16 protein-coding genes are annotated in these 18092 nt (G+C 62.9%); 4 read left to right on the top strand and 12 right to left on the bottom strand.

Going from position 1 to position 18092, the window contains the following annotated elements:
• Positions 1-253: 253 nt before the first annotated feature.
• The gene (locus K5R89_RS22745) at positions 254-1591 is read right to left on the bottom strand and encodes an aspartate aminotransferase family protein (RefSeq protein ID WP_217259575.1); all 1338 of its coding nucleotides are present in this window, start codon (positions 1589-1591) and stop codon (positions 254-256) included.
• A gap of 180 nt (positions 1592-1771) precedes the next feature.
• Here K5R89_RS22745 and K5R89_RS22740 point away from each other — a divergent pair, with 180 nt between their 5' ends.
• Positions 1772-2536, top strand: coding sequence for an SDR family NAD(P)-dependent oxidoreductase (locus K5R89_RS22740; RefSeq protein ID WP_023288749.1), 765 nt, complete (start codon positions 1772-1774; stop codon positions 2534-2536).
• 53 nt (positions 2537-2589) lie between these two features.
• On the opposite strand, the gene K5R89_RS22735 is transcribed toward K5R89_RS22740, so the two are convergent.
• The 4 genes from K5R89_RS22735 to K5R89_RS22720 are packed head-to-tail and all read right to left on the bottom strand — an operon-like array spanning position 2590 to position 5564.
• Positions 2590-3351: an amino acid ABC transporter ATP-binding protein gene (locus tag K5R89_RS22735; protein WP_032455037.1), complete on the bottom strand. Its 762-nt coding sequence runs from the start codon at positions 3349-3351 to the stop codon at positions 2590-2592.
• On the bottom strand, positions 3344-4009 hold the full coding sequence (locus tag K5R89_RS22730) for an amino acid ABC transporter permease (RefSeq protein ID WP_044521507.1): 666 nt from the start codon (positions 4007-4009) through the stop codon (positions 3344-3346). Before K5R89_RS22730 ends, K5R89_RS22735 begins: the two co-directional genes overlap by 8 nt.
• A gap of 14 nt (positions 4010-4023) precedes the next feature.
• Positions 4024-4665, bottom strand: a complete 642-nt coding sequence (locus K5R89_RS22725) for an amino acid ABC transporter permease (RefSeq protein WP_002893187.1) — start codon at positions 4663-4665, stop codon at positions 4024-4026.
• Between the two features lie 47 nt (positions 4666-4712).
• Positions 4713-5564, bottom strand: coding sequence for a transporter substrate-binding domain-containing protein (locus tag K5R89_RS22720; RefSeq protein WP_022631237.1), 852 nt, complete (start codon positions 5562-5564; stop codon positions 4713-4715).
• Positions 5565-5804: 240 nt separating this feature from the next.
• Here K5R89_RS22720 and K5R89_RS22715 point away from each other — a divergent pair, with 240 nt between their 5' ends.
• Positions 5805-7268: a PLP-dependent aminotransferase family protein gene (locus tag K5R89_RS22715; protein WP_087824416.1), complete on the top strand. Its 1464-nt coding sequence runs from the start codon at positions 5805-5807 to the stop codon at positions 7266-7268.
• On the opposite strand, the gene K5R89_RS22710 is transcribed toward K5R89_RS22715, so the two are convergent.
• Positions 7265-8599 (bottom strand): PLP-dependent aminotransferase family protein, encoded by a 1335-nt coding sequence (locus K5R89_RS22710; RefSeq protein ID WP_048296978.1) that lies wholly within the window; start codon positions 8597-8599, stop codon positions 7265-7267. The two genes, K5R89_RS22715 and K5R89_RS22710, sit on opposite strands and share 4 nt — an antisense overlap.
• 124 nt (positions 8600-8723) lie before the next feature.
• Between K5R89_RS22710 and K5R89_RS22705 the strand changes: the two genes are divergently transcribed.
• Positions 8724-9632 (top strand): DMT family transporter, encoded by a 909-nt coding sequence (locus K5R89_RS22705; RefSeq protein ID WP_117135898.1) that lies wholly within the window; start codon positions 8724-8726, stop codon positions 9630-9632.
• Between the two features lie 34 nt (positions 9633-9666).
• Here the strand turns inward: K5R89_RS22705 and K5R89_RS22700 are convergent, their stop codons facing one another.
• From K5R89_RS22700 to K5R89_RS22675, 6 genes are all read right to left on the bottom strand, one after another.
• Entirely contained in the window at positions 9667-10935 is a 1269-nt protein-coding gene (locus tag K5R89_RS22700; RefSeq protein ID WP_044521501.1) for a Zn-dependent hydrolase, read from the bottom strand.
• A gap of 97 nt (positions 10936-11032) precedes the next feature.
• A complete protein-coding gene (locus K5R89_RS22695) occupies positions 11033-12043 on the bottom strand; it encodes an ABC transporter ATP-binding protein (protein ID WP_044521499.1) in 1011 nt (336 codons plus the stop codon).
• On the bottom strand, positions 12033-13070 hold the full coding sequence (locus K5R89_RS22690) for an ABC transporter ATP-binding protein (protein WP_023288742.1): 1038 nt from the start codon (positions 13068-13070) through the stop codon (positions 12033-12035). The genes K5R89_RS22695 and K5R89_RS22690 overlap by 11 nt, the downstream gene beginning before the upstream one ends.
• Positions 13071-13073: 3 nt before the next feature.
• Entirely contained in the window at positions 13074-13967 is an 894-nt protein-coding gene (locus K5R89_RS22685) for an ABC transporter permease (protein WP_023288741.1), read from the bottom strand.
• A gap of 2 nt (positions 13968-13969) precedes the next feature.
• Positions 13970-14923: an ABC transporter permease gene (locus K5R89_RS22680; protein ID WP_023288740.1), complete on the bottom strand. Its 954-nt coding sequence runs from the start codon at positions 14921-14923 to the stop codon at positions 13970-13972.
• A gap of 18 nt (positions 14924-14941) precedes the next feature.
• Positions 14942-16609, bottom strand: a complete 1668-nt coding sequence (locus K5R89_RS22675) for an ABC transporter substrate-binding protein (protein WP_023288739.1) — start codon at positions 16607-16609, stop codon at positions 14942-14944.
• 326 nt (positions 16610-16935) lie between these two features.
• On the opposite strand from K5R89_RS22675, the gene K5R89_RS22670 reads away from it, so the two are divergent.
• A complete protein-coding gene (locus tag K5R89_RS22670; protein WP_048296974.1) occupies positions 16936-18051 on the top strand; it encodes a YbdK family carboxylate-amine ligase in 1116 nt (371 codons plus the stop codon).
• Positions 18052-18092: the final 41 nt, after the last annotated feature.

Here is an 18092-nt window from a genome sequence, read left to right as displayed (position 1 = left end):
AGCCCGGGGGTACAGGGGGCGGCGGCGACTGGCCGCCCCCTGTGCGCTCCCTGCGCCATGATTGACATAACGCAGAAAATTAACCGGGAGCGCAATCTGCCCGGAATTGACATAACGCAGACGATTAGCCGGGAGCGCAAACTACGCTGAAGCCACAGATAACATAAAAAACCACACGGCAGCGCTTCCCCTCCCCCTGGCCCTCTCCCGGAGGGAAAGGGAACCGTCCGGCGGTCGCTTCCACTACCCTCCCCTACTTCGCCAGGCTGGCAAAGCGGGCGAAGACCGCATCAAAAATCCCCAAGCCCTGCGCCACCTGCTCAGCAGTAATGGTACACGGCGGTACCACATGAATGCGGTTCTCCACCACAAAGGCCAGCAGCCCGGCTTCGGTCAAGGCCCCTTTGATCGCGGCCATGTCGGCGGCGGTCAACGGCGTTTTTTGTTCGCGGCTGCTCACCAGCTCCAGTGCCTGGAACAGGCCGCGACCGCGCACCTCGCCGATAATGGCGTGCTTCTCCGCCAGCGCCTCGAGACCGGGGCGCAGCACCTCGCTGCCGATATAGGCCGCGTTCTCAACCACCTTCTCCTCTTTCATCGCGTCGATGGTGGCGACAATCGCCGCCATCGCCAGCGGATGGCCGGAGTAGGTCAGCCCCCCGGCAAAGAAGTGATCGTCAAAATAGCGGGCAATCGGCTCGCTAATCAGCACCCCGCCCGCCGGCACGTAGCCGGCGTTAACCCCCTTGGCAAAGGTCACCAGATCCGGCACCACGCCATCCTGTTCGAAGGCGAACCAGCTGCCGGTACGACCAAAGCCGGCCATCACCTCATCGAGGATCAGCACGATGCCAAACTCGTCGGCCAGCGCGCGCACGCCCTGCATATAGCCTGCCGGCGGCACGAGGATCCCGGCGGTGCCGGGGATGGACTCCAGCAGGATCGCCGCGATAGCCGTCGGCCCCTCGCATTCAATGATCCGCCGCAGATGGGCCAGCGCGCGCTGGCACTCCTCCTCCTCGGTCGCGGCGTTGAACTCGCTGCGGTAAAGGTAAGGATTGAAGAAATGCACATGGCCGCGGGAAAACTCATTCGGCACCCGGCGCCAGTCGCCGGTGGCGGCGATCGCGCTGCCGGTGTTGCCATGGTAGGAGCGATAGGCCGACAGCACCTTGTCACGTCCGGTATACAGCCGCGCCATGCGAATCGCGTTCTCATTGGCATCCGCCCCGGCGTTGGTGAAAAACACCTTGCTGAAGCCCGCCGGCGCCAGGTCGACGATGCGCTTCGCCGCTTCGCCGCGGGCAAGGTTGGCGGTAGCGGGCGCGATGGTGACCAGGGTCTCCAGCTGCGCCTTCATGGCCGCCAGCACCCGGGGATGTTGATAGCCAATGTTGACGTTCACCAGCTGGCTGCTGAAGTCGAGCCAGGTGTTCCCCTCATAATCCCATAGCTCGCAGCCTTGCGCCCCGGCGATGACCAGCGGGTTGAGATTGCCCTGCATCGACCATGAATGAAACACATAGGCGCGATCCAATTGCCGAACTTCGTCATTGCTTACCGCGACCTCGTTGTGAATTGCCAGCTTCATACCCTGCCCTCTCTCATGTCGTAGTGGTTGACTTCATCATTGGCCGCGGCCGCGCAAATCGGATAGAGCCAGTGTGCGCAAAACGATGTGACACGGTGTCACATCCCCGCCCGTCGTCTGGCCCTGTGCCTTGCCATCCGGCGTTTTTATAGTGAAGGGACAACCGCACAGGAGAATGAGATGGCAACGAGCAACGTAGTGTTTATCACCGGGGCGACCTCGGGTTTTGGCGAAGCGGCAGCGCAGGTGTTTGCCGATGCGGGCTGGTCGCTGGTGTTGAGCGGGCGCCGCTATCCGCGACTGAAGGCCTTGCAGGACAGACTCGCCGCCCAGGTGCCGGTGCATATTATTGAGCTTGACGTTCGCGACAGCGAGGCGGTGGCTGCGGCGGTGGCGTCGCTGCCCGCCGATTTCGCCGATATCACCACCCTGATCAACAACGCCGGGCTGGCGCTGTCGCCGCTGCCGGCGCAGGAGGTGGCCCTGGAGGACTGGAAAACGATGATCGACACCAACGTCACCGGTCTGGTGACGATGACCCACGCCCTGCTGCCGACGCTGATCCGCCATGGCGCCGGGGCGAGCATTATCAATATCGGCTCGATCGCCGGGCAGTGGCCCTATCCCGGCAGCCATGTCTATGGCGCCAGCAAGGCCTTTGTAAAACAGTTCAGCTATAACCTGCGCTGCGATCTGCTTGGCACCGGCGTGCGGGTCACCGATCTGGCGCCGGGGATTGCCGAGACCGAATTTACCCTGGTGCGCACTAAGGGCGACCAGGCGGCATCGGATAAGCTCTATCGCGGCACCACGCCGCTGAGCGCGCGCGATATCGCCGAGCAGATGTTTTATATCGCCACGCTGCCGGCGCATATGAACATTAACCGGGTGGAGGTGATGCCGGTGCGCCAGGCGTGGCAGCCGTTCGCCATCGACCGGGATTAAGCGAAACCCGACGCTCCCCCTGCCGGCGCTGCCGGCAGGGGGCACAGGCCGGTCTAGCGGCTGCTTTGCAGAAACTGCCTGACGCGTTCGGAGTCAGGTTGCGTGAAAAACTTCTCTGGCGGCGCCTTCTCAATCAGCAGCCCCTTCTCCAGAAACACCACCTCATTGGACACCTGGCGGGCAAAATCCATCTCGTGGGTCACCACCACCATGGTGTAGCCCTCGGCGGCAAGGGCTTTCATCACCCCTAACACCTCGTTCACCAGCTCCGGATCCAGCGCCGAGGTCGGTTCGTCAAAGAGGATAACTTCCGGCGACATCGCCAGCGAACGGGCGATCGCCACCCGCTGCTTCTGCCCGCCGGAGAGGGTGATCGGGTAGACATCGGCTTTGTGCGCCATGCCGACTTTCTCCAGCTGCTGCATGGCCATGGCCTGCGCCTCGTCTCGTTTCATGCCCTTAACGCGCAGCAGCGCCTCGCTGACGTTCTGCTGCACGGTCAGGTGCGGCCACAGGTTAAAACTCTGAAACACCATCCCCACCCGTTCGCGGATTTTCGCCAGCTGGCGGTGCGACATCGCCCGGCCGCGCTGCTCATCAATCCCCAGCCGCTGACCGCCGATATGAATTTCGCCGCGGTCCGGCTGTTCCAGCCAGTTCATACAGCGCAGCAGGGTGGATTTTCCCGACCCGGACGAGCCGAGAATACTCACCACGGTCCCCTTCTCCACCGTCAGGTTAATATCCCGCAGGACTTCCACATTATCGAACTGCTTGGAGACGTTTTTGACGCTTACGGCAATAGACTCAGGCATGGCTCATTCCTCTTTTGGCTCCCCAGGCGGTCAGGCGCTTAATCAGCAGCTCCAGCAGAATGCTGATCGCCCAGTAAAGCCCAATGGCGACGATAAAGGCGTTAAACGGAATAAAATAGGTCGCCTGGACGCTGTTGGCGGCGGCGGTGATCTCCTGAACGGTAATAATGCTCAGGAAAGCGGTGTCCTTCAGGCAGATAATCAGCTGATTGCCGATCAGCGGTAAGGCGGAAGAGACGATATTGGGTAAAATAATCCGCCGAAAAATGGCATAGCGAGAAAAGCCCTGAGCAATGGCGGCTTCAATATACCCGCCGGAAAATACCCGCCGCTGACTGCGCAATATTTCAAAAAAATAGGCGCCATGATAAATAATCAGGGCCAGTAAACCGGCGGTCCACGGCTCCATGCTAATACCGAGCTGCGGCAGTCCGTAATACAGCAGATAGGCGAGGATCAAAAAAGGGATCGCGCGCATCAGGCTGACGAAACCAATGATAACCCGGTTAAGGACTTTCTTTTGATATTCGCTAAAATAACACAGCGCAATACCGATAATAATGGCCGCGAGGGCGGCGGTAATAAACAGTTCGAGGGTCGCGAATAACCCGGCAATAAAGCTATCGCGTACCGACCAGATAACGCCCCACTGATTCATAATACCTCCCGTTGCTAGCGCGCCAGGCGCCTGGCTTTCCGTTCCGCGATCCCCTGCAGCTTCAATAAACAGCCGATGATCGCCACATACAGCAGGCCGGCGGCGAGGATCGGCGACAGCGGCTCGTAGGTGACCGAGGAGATACGGTTGGTCACCCGGGTGAGATCCACCACGCCGATCACGGCGATGGCCGGGCTACCTTTGATCAAAAACGACATCTCATTGACCAGCGCCGGCAGGCTCTCGATCCACATCTGCGGCAGCATGATGTAGCGGAAGTAGGTCCAGCGGCGCATTCCCACCGATTCCGCCGCCTCCCGCTGTTCGCGCGGAAAGGTGCGGAAGGCGTTGCGCCAGATCTCAGCGTTAAACGCCGAGGTGTTAAGCGTCAGCGCCACGATGGCGGCCACGTTCTTGTCGAGGTTAATGCCCATCGTGGGCAGGGAAAGGAACAGAAACAGCACCAGCGTCACCAGCGGCGTCGCGCGGGCCAGGCTGATATAGACCACCAGCAGCTGGTCGATAACCGGCAGGCGCAGCATCCGCACCAGGGCGATCAGCAGCCCCGCCACCACCCCGAAGGCGATAGCGATGGCCGAAATCCAGAGGGTCGTCCATGCGCCTTCGATTAATAACTGCCAGGAAATTGCATCCATGAGGCCCTCCTTCTCAGCAACAGGCGGCGGTCGCCCGCCGCGGAACATTACAGACCGGCAAGCTTATGAAACTGTTCCGGGCTGGTGATCGCCTCGGTGGGCAGGTTGTCATAGGTTTCGCCAAACCACTTTTTCTGCAGCTCGGCGAGCTTGCCGGTCTCCTTCATGTGGTTCATAAACTTGGTCATATAGGCCAGCAGCTGCGGCGAGTTTTTCGGGATCGGCCACGCCATATAGCCCGGTCCGGAGACGGCCAGCCCTTTGGCGAAGACCTTCGGTTTGGCTTTCGCCAGGTCGTTCACCGAGATCACCACGTTAATCACGTAATCCAGCCGCTTATTCGCCAGGTCGGCGTAGGCTTCCGGATAGGAGGGGTACTCCACCACCGGCCCCAGCTTGCCGCCGGTCTTCTCCAGCATCGCCTTCAGCTCCGGCAAACGCGCCAGCAGCGCGCTGCCCGCCTGCACGCCCACTTTTTTGCCGCTGAGATCGGCAATGGTGTTTAGCGAGGTATCGCCAGCGCGTTTGACGAAATAGTGCTGCGCGGAGGCCCACGGCGGGGTGAAATCAAAGACCTTCAGCCGCTCATCGGTAATAACCGCCCCGGTCAAGGCCATATCGTATTGTCCGGTGGAAACCGCCGCTAATAATCCGGTCCACGGTAATATGCTCTGGTCGACATGAAATTTGGCGTATTTACGTAACTCCTCAAGCATATCTTTGTTAAAGCCATCGGCCTGACCATTATTCATAAAGTTAAATGGCGCATAATCATCTTCCGTCGCCACTTTCAGGGTGCCGGATTTTTCTATTTCCGGCAGATCGGCCGCGACGGCGTGATAAGAAAAAGCAACCGTTAATACAGCGCTCAGACACATTGATGCCAATGATTTTTTCATTATTTCACCCCTGATGGATTAGCCAGACGGGTTCATTCCAGAACGCGAAAAGGTTTATGCAAAATAGAGGCCGGGAGGTTCCGGTCCGCGGCGGCTGAATGCGTTTTTAATGTGGGAGCGTTTTGCAATTCCGTATAGAGCCAGATGGGCCGCATCGCTGTGTCAGATGGCGGAAGGGTGGTATGGAATTTGCTGAGCTTATGGGGTGGTCGCGATGCGTTATTGCCAGAGGAGCCCCGTATGATCCGTCACCTGTTACACGTTGATTTTGAGCCTGGCCGCGGTTTGCAGGAGCAGGTGCGAGAGACGCTGGTGAATGCCATTCTCAGCGGGATCTTCGCCGCCGACACCCCGCTGCCCTCCTGCCGCCAGCTGGCCAGCCAGCTGCACGTCTCGCGCAATACCACCGCCCTGGTGTTCGAAAGCCTGGTCAACGAGGGCTATCTGATAAGCCGTCCGCGAAGCGGTTACTACCTGCATCCCGACTATCACGACGCTTCGCCTCCCGCGGTCGAGAGTGCACCGCAGCGCGAAGCGGCTGCACCACGCTGGGGCGACCGGCTGCAAATGACCCCCAGCCAGCAGGAGTCGATCCTCAAACCGGCGGGCTGGATGCACTACCGCTACCCGTTTATCTACGGCCAGCCCGATACCCGACAGTTCCCGCTGGCCACCTGGCGCTCGGCGGCCAACTGGCTGCACGGCGGGGTGCGCGATCCGGCGTGGGTGGTCGACCATATTGACCAGGATGTGCCGATGCTCATCGAGCAGATCCGCACCCGGGTGCTGCCCAAGCGCGGCATTGTCGCCGCCCCGGACGAAATTCTCATCACCCTGGGCTCGCAAAACGCCCTCTACCTGCTGACACGGCTGCTGCTCTCTTCCACCACCCGCATTGGCGTCGAAAACCCCTGCTTTCGCGAAGCCATCAACACCTTTCTGCTCGCCGACGCCGAGGTAGCGCCGCACCCGGTGGATGAAGAGGGGATCGTGCTTAATGAGCGTCCCTGCGATTACTACTATGTCACCCCCGGCCACCAGGTGCCCACCGGAGTGGCGATGAGCAGCGCGCGCCGCCGCCAGCTGCTGGAGCATGCCGCCCGCCATGACGCGGTGATCATTGAAGATGATTATGACTCGGAGAGTAACTTTACCCAAAACCCGCTGCCGGCGCTGAAGGCCAGCGATCGCAGCGGCCGGGTGGTGTATGTCAGCAGCCTGTCAAAGGCGCTGTCGCCGGGGCTGCGGCTGGGGTTTATGGTCGCCGACCCGGACCTGATCGACGAGGCGCGCGCCCTGCGCCGGCTGGTCTATCGCCATCCGCCGACCAACATTCAGTACCAGATGGCCCACTTCCTCGCCCAGGGCCATTATGAAACCCATCTGCGGCGCTACCACTACGACTCCGCCCAGCGCTGGGAGCGCCTGCACGCCGCCCTGCAGCGCTACCTGCCGTCGTGCCGCGCGCTGGCGGGGAGCGAACACGCTAACGCCTTCTGGCTGCAGACCCCGGCGCAGATCAACACCCAACAGCTTACCTGGCGCGCCGCCCACGCCGGCGTGCTGATTGAGCCTGGGGCGCGCCATTTTCTCAACGCCGCGCCGCCGGATAACTACTTTCGCATGGGATTCCACGCCATTAACCCCGACGCCATCGCCCGGGGGGTGGAAGTCCTGCGCGGCCAGCTGGAGCAGATGGGTTAGCGGGATTGCTCATACTCGACGGCGTCACGCACGTTGAGCAGCGCCGGGCGCAGGCTGTCGAAAGGCACCGAACCGAGCGCGATGCGCAGCGCCTGTGGGATCGTGGCGGAGACGCAGAACGGCTCGGCGGTCGACACCGAAATACGGCGTTCCATCAGCGCATTCGCCAGCCGGTCGGCCCGGCTCTCTTCGCCCAGCGGCAGCCAGACAAAGTACGAATCGGGATGACTCACAACGGGAAGGCCGCAGAGCACCTCGCGGGCCACCTGCTGCCGCTGTCGCGCATCCTGGCGTTTCTGCGTTTCAAAGCGGGCCACCGTGCCATCTTCAATCCAGGCGCAGATCAGCGAGCTTATCAGCGTCGGCGTATTCCACGTCGTGGCCCGGATGGCGCGCTCAATCTCCGGCCGATAGCGCGGCGGAGAAATCACCACCCCCACGCGCAGTCCGGTGGCGATATTTTTCGAAAATCCGGTGACATACACCGTTCTTTCCGGCGCATAGCTGACCACCGGCGGCGGCGGACGGCTCACCAGCCGGGCGTAGGCGGCATCTTCGATAATCAGCAGATCGTGCTGGCGCGCGAGGTCGGCCAGCGCCTGCCGCTGCCCGGCGTTGAGCACCCAGCCCAGCGGATTGTGCAGCGTCGGCATGGTATACACCGCCCGCACCCGCCGCTGCTGGCACAGCGTGTGAAGCGCCTGCAGGTCCGGCCCTTCGGCCCGACAGGGGATCGCCGCCAGCTCCAGATGATAGAGCGCCGCCAGCACCTTGAAGCCCGAATAGGTCAGCGCATCAACCGCCACCACATCCCCCGGACGTAACAGCCCCATAACGGTCACCGCCAGCCCGTGCTGCGCGCCGTTGACGATCAGGACATTTTCCGCGTCCGGCGCAAAGTGCCGGCAGGTCAAATGGCGGGCGATAATTTCCCGCTCGGCGAGCCGCCCGGCGTGAGGCTGATAGCGCAGATGCGAGTCAATATCGCCCGCCATCGCCAGCTGCCTGAGCGCCTCGCGCAGCGCATCGCCCTGCGCCGGCAGCGAAGGGTAGTTGAAGTTAAGATCCACGACGTCGGCGGCCACCACCTGCTGGTCGACCCCATGCCCCGGCGGCAGCGAGAGGTCCCGCACGAAGGTGCCGCGCCCGGTTTCGCCACTGACCAGCCCCATCTCCTCCAGTTCACGGTAGACGCGCGTGGCGGTGGCCAGCGAGAGGCGTTCCTCGGCGGCCAGGGTACGGTGCGTCGGCAGACGGCTGCCGGCGGGCAGCTGCCCGCTGCGGATCGCCTGCGCGTATCGGTCGACAACGGCTTTGTATCGGGCTTTCATCGTGAAATGTATCTATGACAATAATTTGATTGTATCAGATTGGCCACATTACCATCGCCGCTGACGATGCTCAAGCGGGCGCAGCCCAATCAGATAACGCGAGGTTAACGTGGTAGATTCAACACTGGATAAATCGGCGCCCGGCCCCTGGTCCGGATGGCTTCATGGTTTACTGGGGGTGATCATTTTCAGCGGTTCGCTGCCCGCGACGCGGCTGGCGGTGCAGGATATGGATCCGTTGTTATTGACCTTTCTGCGCGCCTCCATCGCCGGGCTGCTTGCCGTCGCGCTGCTGGTCGGCTTTCGTCAGAAACGCCCGCGCCTGGCGCAGCTTGTGCCCCTGATCATCGTCTCATCCGGGGTGGTGATCGGCTTTCCCCTGCTCACGGCGCTGGCCCTGCAGCGCATCACTTCGGCGCATTCGATTGTGTTTATTGGCCTGCTGCCGCTGATGACCGCCCTCTTCGGCGTACTGCGCGGCGGCGAACGTCCGCGGCGGGCTTTCTGGATCTTTTCGCTGCTGGGCAGCCTGCTGGTGATGGGATTCGCCCTGACGCAAAGTGCGGCGGCGTCGCTCAGCGGCGATCTGCTGATGCTGGCGGCAGTGATCGCCTGCGGCCTCGGCTATGCGGAAGGGGCAAAGCTGACGCGGGAGCTCGGCGGCTGGCAGGTGATCTGCTGGGCGCTGCTCATTGCCCTGCCGTTGATGCTCCCCGCCTCGCTGATGGTTCAGCCCGCCTCCTGGCGCGCCATATCGGCCTCCTCCTGGGCCGCGCTGGGCTATGTGTCGCTCTTCAGCATGCTGATTGGTTTTATCTTCTGGTACAAAGGGCTGGCCGCGGGCGGGATCGCCGCCGTCGGCCAACTCCAGCTATTGCAGCCGTTCTTTGGGCTTGGCCTGTCGGCGGCGCTGTTGCACGAAACCGTTAGCCCCTTGATGCTGGCGGTCACCCTCGGGGTGGTGCTGTGCGTGGTGGGCTCGCGCAAATTTGGCCGCCAGCGGGTTGGCGCAGGGAGCGGGAGCCGCGCCTGACCTGACGCGTCGCCCCGCCGGGGAGGAGGAGCGCCTACACCGGCCGGGCGTACTGGAGCATCACCTGCAGCAGCACGTTGGCCCCGGCGGCGACGTGCTCCGGCGAGGCATACTCCATTTCGTTATGGCTGATCCCGTCCTTGCAGGGAATAAAAATCATCCCGGTCGGCGCCAGGTAGCTCATATACACGGCGTCATGCCCGGCGCCGGAGACAATCGGCCGCGCCGGATAGCCCAGCCGCTGCGCGGCATCGGCAATGGCCTGCTGGCATTCGCCATCGAACGGCGCCGCCGGATAGTGGCTCACCTGCTTCAGGGCCACCTGCAGACCGCTCTCCCGCTCAACCTCCGTGATAAACGCCCGCAGCTGGCGATCCATTTCATCCACCAGCGCATCGCTGAGATTGCGCATATCAATGGAGAAGGTGACCTCCCCGGGCACCACGTTGCGGCTGTTGGGCCACACCTGCACGCTGCCGACGGTGCCGCGTCCCTCTTCGCTGCGCCCGGCAATGGCGACCACCTCCTGCATAATGCGGGTCGCCACCTGCAGGGCATCCTGACGCAGGCGCATCGGCGTGGGTCCGGCGTGCGACGCCTGGCCGGTCACCACGCAGTCGTACCAGCGGATCCCCAGCACGCCCTGCACGATACCGATGGTTTTCGCTTCATCTTCGAGAATCGGTCCCTGCTCAATGTGCGCCTCAAAATAGGCGCCGATGGGATGCTCTCCCGGGGTCTGCTCGCCGATATAGCCGATCTGCGCCAGCGCCTCGCCGACGCTGACGCCCTCTTTATCCGTGACGGCCCAGGTCTCCTCCAGCGGGAAGACCCCGGCAAAGACCCCGGAGCCCATCATCACCGGCACGAAGCGCGACCCCTCTTCGTTGGTCCAGAACACCACCTCAATCGGCGCCTCGGTGGCAATCTGCCGATCGTTGAGCGTGCGCACCACCTCCAGCGCCGCCAGCACGCCGTAGTTGCCGTCAAATTTGCCGCCGGAGGGCTGGGTGTCGATATGGCTGCCGGAGACGATGGGCGGCAGGCTGGGGTTGCGCCCCTCCCGGCGCATAAACACATTGCCGATTTTGTCGATGGTGACGCTCATCCCGGCCTCCCGCGCCCAGCCAATCACCCGGTCCCGCCCCTGGCGGTCGAGGTCGGTGAGGGTCAGACGGCGGCAGCCGCCCTTCGGCGTGGCGCCGATCTGAGCAAGGTCCATTAACGACGCCCACAGGCGGTCGCCATTGATGCGCCAGCGGGTGGTGTCGGTGGCGGGGGTAAAAAGTACATCACTGCTCATGGTGGTCTCCTGACATCAAGGTCGCCGCCAGCGCAACCGGCGGTGGGAAATAAGGCATCAGCGCCTGGCCTTCATCTGTAGAGTATGTTGCCGTCGGTCAGACGGCCAGGGCCTGCGCGTGGGCGTCAATCGCCAGCTCGCGCCAGCGGTGGCAACTCACCGTGTGGCGCTCCGCTGCGGCCTCCGTCGGCGGCAGGCTCTGCTCGCAGACCGGGCGACGGTGCGGGCAGCGCTCGGCAAAGGCGCAGCCGGGGGGCAAGCGCGCCAGATCCGGCGGCGCGCCGGGAATGCAGTGCAGGGCATCGCCTTTCTTGAGCCCCTCTTTCGGCCGGCTGCCCAGCAGCACCCGGGTATAAGGATGGCGCGGGTGGCGCAGGATCTCGCTCATGGCGGCCTCCTCGACGATCCGCCCGGCGTACATCACCGCCACCCGGTCGGCAATCTCCACCGCGGCGCCGATATCGTGGGTCACAAACACGATCGACAGCCCGCGCTGCTTTTGCTGCTCGCGCAGCAGGATCAGGATCTGGATTTGCACCGTGGCGTCGAGGGCGGTGGTCGGCTCATCCGCCAGCAGCAGCTGCGGGTTACAGGAGAGGGCAAGGGCGATCATCGCCCGCTGGCGCATCCCGCCGGACATCTCGTGCGGGTAAGCCTCCAGCCGCCGTTCGGGGCTGGGAATGCGCACCTGACGCAGGGCCTCCAGCGCCCTGTCCCGGGCCGCCTGGCGCGACAGCCCTTCGTGGCGGCGCAGCCCTTCTATAATCTGCTGCCCGACGGTGTAGACCGGATCGAAGGCCAGCAGCGGCTCCTGAAAAATCATCGCGCAGCGCCCGCCGCGATAGCGCCGCAGCTGGCTGGCGTTCATCGTCAGCACCGCGTCGTCCCCCACCCGCAGGGTGCCGGAGAGCTCACTGCTCCCCGGCGGGTGCAGGCGCATCAGCGCCCGCAGGGTCACACTCTTGCCGGAACCCGACTCGCCAATCAACGCCATCACCTCCCCCTTTTGTACGTCAAAGGAGACCCCGTTGACCGCGTTGATGGTCTGTCCGTCGCGGCGAAAGACGACCCGCAGGTCGCGCACATGGACAAAGGCGTTATGCGACATGGCTGACCTCCTTAAGGGGGATGCGCTGATGCCAGGGCGAGGCTGGCTGCGCCATCAGGCAGGCGCTCTGGTGCCCCTCCCCGACCGCCTCCAGCCGCGGTTTCACCTCGGCGCAGACCGCCTTCGCGTGCGGGCAGCGGGTGTGAAAGCGGCAGCCGCTCGGCGGCGCGATGGGGCTGGGGGGATCGCCGCTCAGCGGCGAGGTCAGGGTGCGGTTTTGCGGATCCATGGAGGGCATGGAGCTTAACAGCGCCCGGGTATAGGGATGGGCGGAGGCGGTAAACAGCTGCTCCGCCGGGCCGATCTCCACCACTTCGCCAAGGTACATGACGAGGATCCGATCCGACAGCCAGCGCACCACGTGCAGATCGTGGCTGATGAATACGTAGGTCAGCTCGAGGGTCCGCTTCAGCTCCTGCAGCAGCTGCAGCACCTGAGCTTCCACCGATTTATCCAGCGCCGACACCGCTTCATCAAGAATCACCAGCCGCGGCTTCATCGCCAGCGCGCGGGCGATATTCACCCGCTGCCGCTGGCCGCCGGAGAGCGCATGGGGATAGCGGTCGGCAAAGCGCGCCGGCTCAAGGCCAACGTGCGCCAGCAGATAGCGGGCGTATTCGCTGGCCTCTCTGGCGCTGACGCCGTGGACGCGCTGGCCGAAGGCGATGCTCTCCTCCATGGTCAGGCGCGGATTGAGCGAGGCATAGCTGTCCTGGAAAACCATCTGCACCTGGCGACGGTAGGCTTTCAGCGGCAGGCGCGACGAGCCGACCCCCAGCCCGTCGAAGATCAGTTCGCCGCTGTCCTGGGTGAGCAGCTGCATCAGCAGCCGGGCGGTGGTCGATTTGCCGCAGCCCGACTCGCCGACCACCCCCAGGGTTTCGCCTTTCATCACCGTGAAGCTGATATCGTCCACCGCCTGGACCACCTCCCGGCCTTTGCCGCCGCGGAAGTACTTCAGCAGGTGATTGACCTTCAGCAGCGGCTGCGCCGGCCCGCCGAGGTCGATATTGGTAAAGGGTTGCATCGCTTACTCCTTAATCGCCATTGCCGCACGCAGGCGGTCCGCGAGGATATTGAACGAAATGGAGGTGATAAAAATCATCAGGCCCGGCAGGGCGGCCACCCACGGCTGGGTATAGATTGCCGTGCGCAGCGTATTGAGCATCAGCCCCCACTCGGGCTCCGGCGGCCGCACGCCGAGGCCGAGAAACGACAGGCCGGAGGCGAGGATCATGCACACCGAAATCAGTCCGGTGGAGAAGACGAAGATCGGCCCGAGCACGTTACCCAGCACCTGGACGCGGATAATGGTCAACGCGCTGGCGCCGGTGGCCCGGGCGGCATCGATATAGTCCATATGCCGTACCTGGGCGGTCACGCTCTCGGCAATCCGCGCCACCTGCGGGACAAACACCAGGGTCAGCGACAGCAGCGCATTGCCGATGCCCGCCCCCAGCGCCCCCGACAGCGCAATCGCCAGCAGGACCGAGGGAAAGGCATAGAACACATCCACGGTGCGCATGATCAGGGTATTGATTTTGCCGCCCATGTAGCCAGCGATGATCCCGATGGCGCCGCCGATAAAAAAGGCGAACACCACCGGGACAATCCCCATAAACAGCGACAGCCGGGTGCCGAGGATCAGTCGCGACAGCATGTCGCGCCCCAGCTCATCAGAGCCCAGCGGGAAGCCGTCGCTGCCGATGGGCTTCAGGCGCAGGAACATCGACGTTTGATAGGGGTCTTTGACGATAAGCCACGGCCCGAACAGCGCCAGGGCCAGCAGAACGAGAATGATCGCGCCGACGAATACCCCGCCCGGATCGCGCAGCAGGCGGCGCAGCACGCCGCGCCAGTAACCTTGCCGGGAAGCGTTGGCCGGCGCGGCCGGGACCGCTTTCGTCGTTGCCGTATCCACCATGGTCAGCTCCTCTTAATGCGCGGGTCGAGGGTGGTCTGCAGAATATCCACCAACAGGTTGAGCAATACGAAAAACAGCGCCAGCACCCAGATGGTGCCCTGCAGCAGGGGCAGGTCGCGCTGAAAAATGGCGGTGTTGAGCAGCAGTCCGGTTCCCGGCCAGGAGAAGACGGTCTCCACAAGGATCGAGCCGCCCATCAGATAGCCCACCTGCAGCCCCATCACCGCCAGCGCGGTTGGCGCGGCATTTTTCATGACGTGGACAAAGATGCGCGACTCGTTGAGCCCGCGAGCGCGCAGGCCAACGATGAACTCCTGGCTGAGGATATCGGCGACCTGCGAGCGCACGGTGCGGGCGATAATCCCGGTCGGGATCACCGACAGCGTGATGGCCGGCAGCAGCATGAACTGCAGGTGCGCCCAGTCCCATTGCCAGCCCACCTCGCCTATCGGCCCGCCGCCGGTGGCCGGCAGCAGCGCGAACTTGACGCTGCAGAGGATCACCAGCAGCATCCCCAGCCAGTAGTGCGGCACGCTGACGCCAAACACCGACAACACCGAGGCCAGACGGTCGATGACGCTGTTGCGAAAATAGCCGGCGACAAAGCCGAACAGACTGCCGAGGACGAAGCCGATCGCCGTCGCCAGCAGCGCCAGGCGCAGGGAGTAGCTTACCGCGGTCATCACCTCGTCTATCACCGGGCGGCCGGTGGCGACCGACATACCGAGGTCGCCGTGCAGCGCCCGCCACAGCCAGTGGATAAACTGCAGGGGCAGCGGCTTATCAAAGCCGTAGGCCTGCATCAACGTCTGGCGCAGCGCCTCCGAGGCGTCCGGCGGCATTACCGACACCAGCGGGTCGCCAGGCGCTATCTGCACCAGCATGAAACAGATCACCGCCACCCCAAGCATGGTGGGGATAGCCAGCAGAATGCGGTATAGCAGCGTATTGATCATCGGTCGCCCCTTTCGCGATTACTCTTTTTTGCTCACCAGACTGAGGTCGATAAACCAGCTCTGCGGTTGCACCACCCCGGTCACCGCGGGCGAAATCGCGCGCGGCCCGACGTCGTGGGCGACAAACAGGAACGGCACCTGATCCACCAGCGCGGCGTGCAGCTCGCCGGCGGCTTTATTCATCGCTTCCGGGGTAAAGGCGTGCTTGACGGCGGCGGCCAGTTTTTCCGTCTCCGGGGTGGAGAAGTAGCCCCAGTTGGTCGCCACCGGCGGAAACGCTTTGGCGGTGGAGAAGCGGATCAGGCCAAAATAGGGATCGTTGACCGCGGCGCTGACGTTGATCGCGTCGATCCCTTTTGCCGAGGGATCCCGGGCGCCCAGACGCCAGTTGGTGAACAGGGTGTTCCATTCCACCACTTTGATATCCACATTGAAGAAGCAGCTCTTCAGGCTCTGCTGGATATACTCGTTCATCGGCAAGGGCTGCATCTGCCCCGAGCCGGAAGCCGAGGTCGCCACCGTGACGTGCAGCGGCTTGCCGGCGCTGTATCCGGCCTCGGTCATCAGCTGACGGGCGGCGTCCGGGTCATATTTGATCTGGAAGGTGGGTTTGCCATGCCACGGGCTGTCGGCCTCGTAGACCCCGGTGGCCTCGGTCATATAGCCGCCGAGGTAGCTCTTCAGCTCGGCGCGGTTCAGACACAGGTTGGCCGCTTTACGCACCCGAATGTCCTGCCACGGGGATCCTTTTTCAAAGGAGAACTGCCAGGGCCACAGGTGCGGCTGGGTGTTGGCGTAGAGGTGAAAACCCTGAGACTTGATCTGATCGATGGCGTCCGGCGCCGGGGCTTCAATCCAGTCCACCTGCTTCGACAGCAGCGCCGCGGTGCGGGCGTTAGCCTCCGGCAAGGGGATCAGCACCACCTTATCCACCCGGGGAATGCGATCTTTATTCCAGTAGTCGGGGTTTTTCGCGAGGATCAGCTGCTGACGCGGCACCAGCTTCTCCAGTTTGAACGGGCCGCTGCCCACCGCATGGGCGGCGAAGGCGGTCCACGCCTGTTTGCTGCGCGCGGCGCTATCGCCCGCGCTGGCCGGCACCGCGTCATACTGCTTCTGCCACGCCGTGGGCGAGACAATAAACAGGTTGGTAATGTTGTACGGCAGCAGCGCGTCCGGTTCCGAGGTGGTCAGCGCCACGGTGTGATCGTCAATTTTCTCCGCGCCGGCGAGGGTCGGCATCCGCGACAGGGTGTTGCCGATCTGACCCGGGGCGTACTGTGGCGCTGCTTTATTGAGCACCTTATCCACGTTCCAGACGATGGCGTCGGCGTTCACCTCGCTCCCATCATGAAATTTCACCCCCGGACGCAGGGTGAAAATCCAGCGGCGGGTGTTCTGCGGATCGATGTGCCACTCGGTCGCCAGTCCCGGCACCAGACCGCTGGGCTTTTCCCCTTGCGACAGATCCCACTCCACCAGCGCGTCGTACAGCGGGATGCCGGTAAAGCGGTTGCCCTCATAGCCCTGATCCGGCTGGCCGAGGGTCAACGGAATATCCGCGGCGGTCATGGCGATCCGCAGCGTGGAGGCGTTGGCAGGTAAGGCGGCGCCCGCCAGGGCCAGTGCGCCGCTCACCGCCACGGCGAGACGACCGGCACGCGAAAATAACGTCGTTTTGTGCATCACATGATCCCTGTTAAATAAAGTGTCACTGATTAACAGGCAAAATGCGTACCAGCTCTGGTGCGGGCGGAAATAGGCCGAAACCGACCGATAAAATAAGAAGGACTTATATTATCACCATGATAATTATGGGAAAATAATTCAACCTTATTCTGCCGCACCGCCAGCGGGAAATATGTTGCAGAATTGCACCAGTCGCTATATCGCAAAATTTAAATAATCACGTCGCGTCACTTTTTTATGCTTCCCCCTCCCCCGCCGCGGCGTATTCTCCGCCGGGAACAATCCCTTCTATACTTCAGAGAACACATCGACCGGGAGAGACTATGCCTTTAGCCGATTTTCACCGCTCCGATCCGTTTACCCTCGGTATCGAACTGGAGCTGCAGGTGGTGAACCCGCCGGGTTACGACCTCAGCCAGGATGCCTCGACTCTGATTGCCGACGTCCAGCATGAACTGACCGTGGGAGAAGCCAAGCACGATATCACCGAGAGCATGCTGGAGATCGCCACCGGGGTGTGTCGCGACATCAGCCATGCGCAAGCCCAGCTCAGCGCCATCCAACAGGCGGTCCAGCGCGCGGCGCTGCATCATCATCTGCAGATCTGCGGCGGCGGTTCGCACCCCTTTCATGCCTGGCAGCGCCAGCAGATCAGCGACAATCCGCGCTATGTCAAAACCGTCGAGCATTTTGGCTATCTGGCGCAGCAGGCGACGGTCTTTGGCCAGCATGTGCACGTCGGCTGCCAGAGCGGCGACGACGCCATCTATCTGCTGCACGGCCTGTCGCGCTTTGTGCCGCATTTCATCGCCCTTAACGCCGCCTCGCCGTGGTTCGACAGCACCGACAGCCGCTTCGCCTGTTCGCGCCTCAACCGCTTCTCCTCTTATCCCGACAACGGCCCGATGCCGTGGGTGGCCGACTGGCAGGGGTTTCGTCGCCTGTTCCGCCAGCTGAGCTACACCAGCATGATCGACAGCATGAAGGATCTGCACTGGGATATTCGCCCCAGCCCGCAGTTTGGTACCGTCGAGGTGCGGGTGATGGATACCCCCCTGACCCTTGCCCAGGCGATCCACATCGCCGGCTTTATTCAGACCCTGGCCTGCTGGCTGTTGACGGAGCGTCCTTTTAAGCACCAGCCTGACGATTATCTGCTGTACCCTTTTAACCGCTATCAGGCCTGTCGCTACGGGCTGGACGGGACTCTCACCGATGTGCGCGGCGGGGAGCAGCGCAGCATCCGCCAGGAGATCCTGCAGCTCGCCGACCGGCTGGCTCCTTTCGCCCATCAGCTGAAGGCGACGGCGGCGCTGGAGGCGGTGGTTCGTCAGGCGAAATCGCCGCACAGCGAGGCGCAGCAGATGCGCGAGTTTATCGCCAACGGCGGTTCGCTTTCCGGGCTGGTGCAAAAACACTGTGAGATTTGGGCGGCATAAGACAGCGAGGCGGTTATACTCGGCGCAGACCATAGAAAGGA

This window comes from Klebsiella sp. TF21-TM (assembly GCF_019753495.1).
Classification (GTDB): domain Bacteria; phylum Pseudomonadota; class Gammaproteobacteria; order Enterobacterales; family Enterobacteriaceae; genus Klebsiella; species Klebsiella quasipneumoniae.
Note: the sequence above shows the minus strand (reverse complement) of the source record. Positions and strands in the feature narration are given on the sequence as shown.

Bases quoted from the DNA above. Each gene is read 5' to 3' on its own strand.
- K5R89_RS22685 (WP_023288741.1), bottom strand. From the start codon at position 13,967: ATGGTGGATACGGCAACGACGAAAGCGGTCCCGGCCGCGCCGGCCAAC.
- K5R89_RS22680 (WP_023288740.1), bottom strand. From the start codon at position 14,923: ATGATCAATACGCTGCTATACCGCATTCTGCTGGCTATCCCCACCATG.
- K5R89_RS22740 (WP_023288749.1), top strand. From the start codon at position 1,772: ATGGCAACGAGCAACGTAGTGTTTATCACCGGGGCGACCTCGGGTTTT.
- K5R89_RS22715 (WP_087824416.1), top strand. From the start codon at position 5,805: ATGATCCGTCACCTGTTACACGTTGATTTTGAGCCTGGCCGCGGTTTG.
- K5R89_RS22725 (WP_002893187.1), bottom strand. From the start codon at position 4,665: ATGGATGCAATTTCCTGGCAGTTATTAATCGAAGGCGCATGGACGACC.
- K5R89_RS22720 (WP_022631237.1), bottom strand. From the start codon at position 5,564: ATGAAAAAATCATTGGCATCAATGTGTCTGAGCGCTGTATTAACGGTT.
- K5R89_RS22675 (WP_023288739.1), bottom strand. From the start codon at position 16,609: ATGCACAAAACGACGTTATTTTCGCGTGCCGGTCGTCTCGCCGTGGCG.
- K5R89_RS22730 (WP_044521507.1), bottom strand. From the start codon at position 4,009: ATGAATCAGTGGGGCGTTATCTGGTCGGTACGCGATAGCTTTATTGCC.
- K5R89_RS22695 (WP_044521499.1), bottom strand. From the start codon at position 12,043: ATGTCGCATAACGCCTTTGTCCATGTGCGCGACCTGCGGGTCGTCTTT.
- K5R89_RS22690 (WP_023288742.1), bottom strand. From the start codon at position 13,070: ATGCAACCCTTTACCAATATCGACCTCGGCGGGCCGGCGCAGCCGCTG.
- K5R89_RS22710 (WP_048296978.1), bottom strand. From the start codon at position 8,599: ATGAAAGCCCGATACAAAGCCGTTGTCGACCGATACGCGCAGGCGATC.
- K5R89_RS22735 (WP_032455037.1), bottom strand. From the start codon at position 3,351: ATGCCTGAGTCTATTGCCGTAAGCGTCAAAAACGTCTCCAAGCAGTTC.
- K5R89_RS22745 (WP_217259575.1), bottom strand. From the start codon at position 1,591: ATGAAGCTGGCAATTCACAACGAGGTCGCGGTAAGCAATGACGAAGTT.
- K5R89_RS22700 (WP_044521501.1), bottom strand. From the start codon at position 10,935: ATGAGCAGTGATGTACTTTTTACCCCCGCCACCGACACCACCCGCTGG.
- K5R89_RS22670 (WP_048296974.1), top strand. From the start codon at position 16,936: ATGCCTTTAGCCGATTTTCACCGCTCCGATCCGTTTACCCTCGGTATC.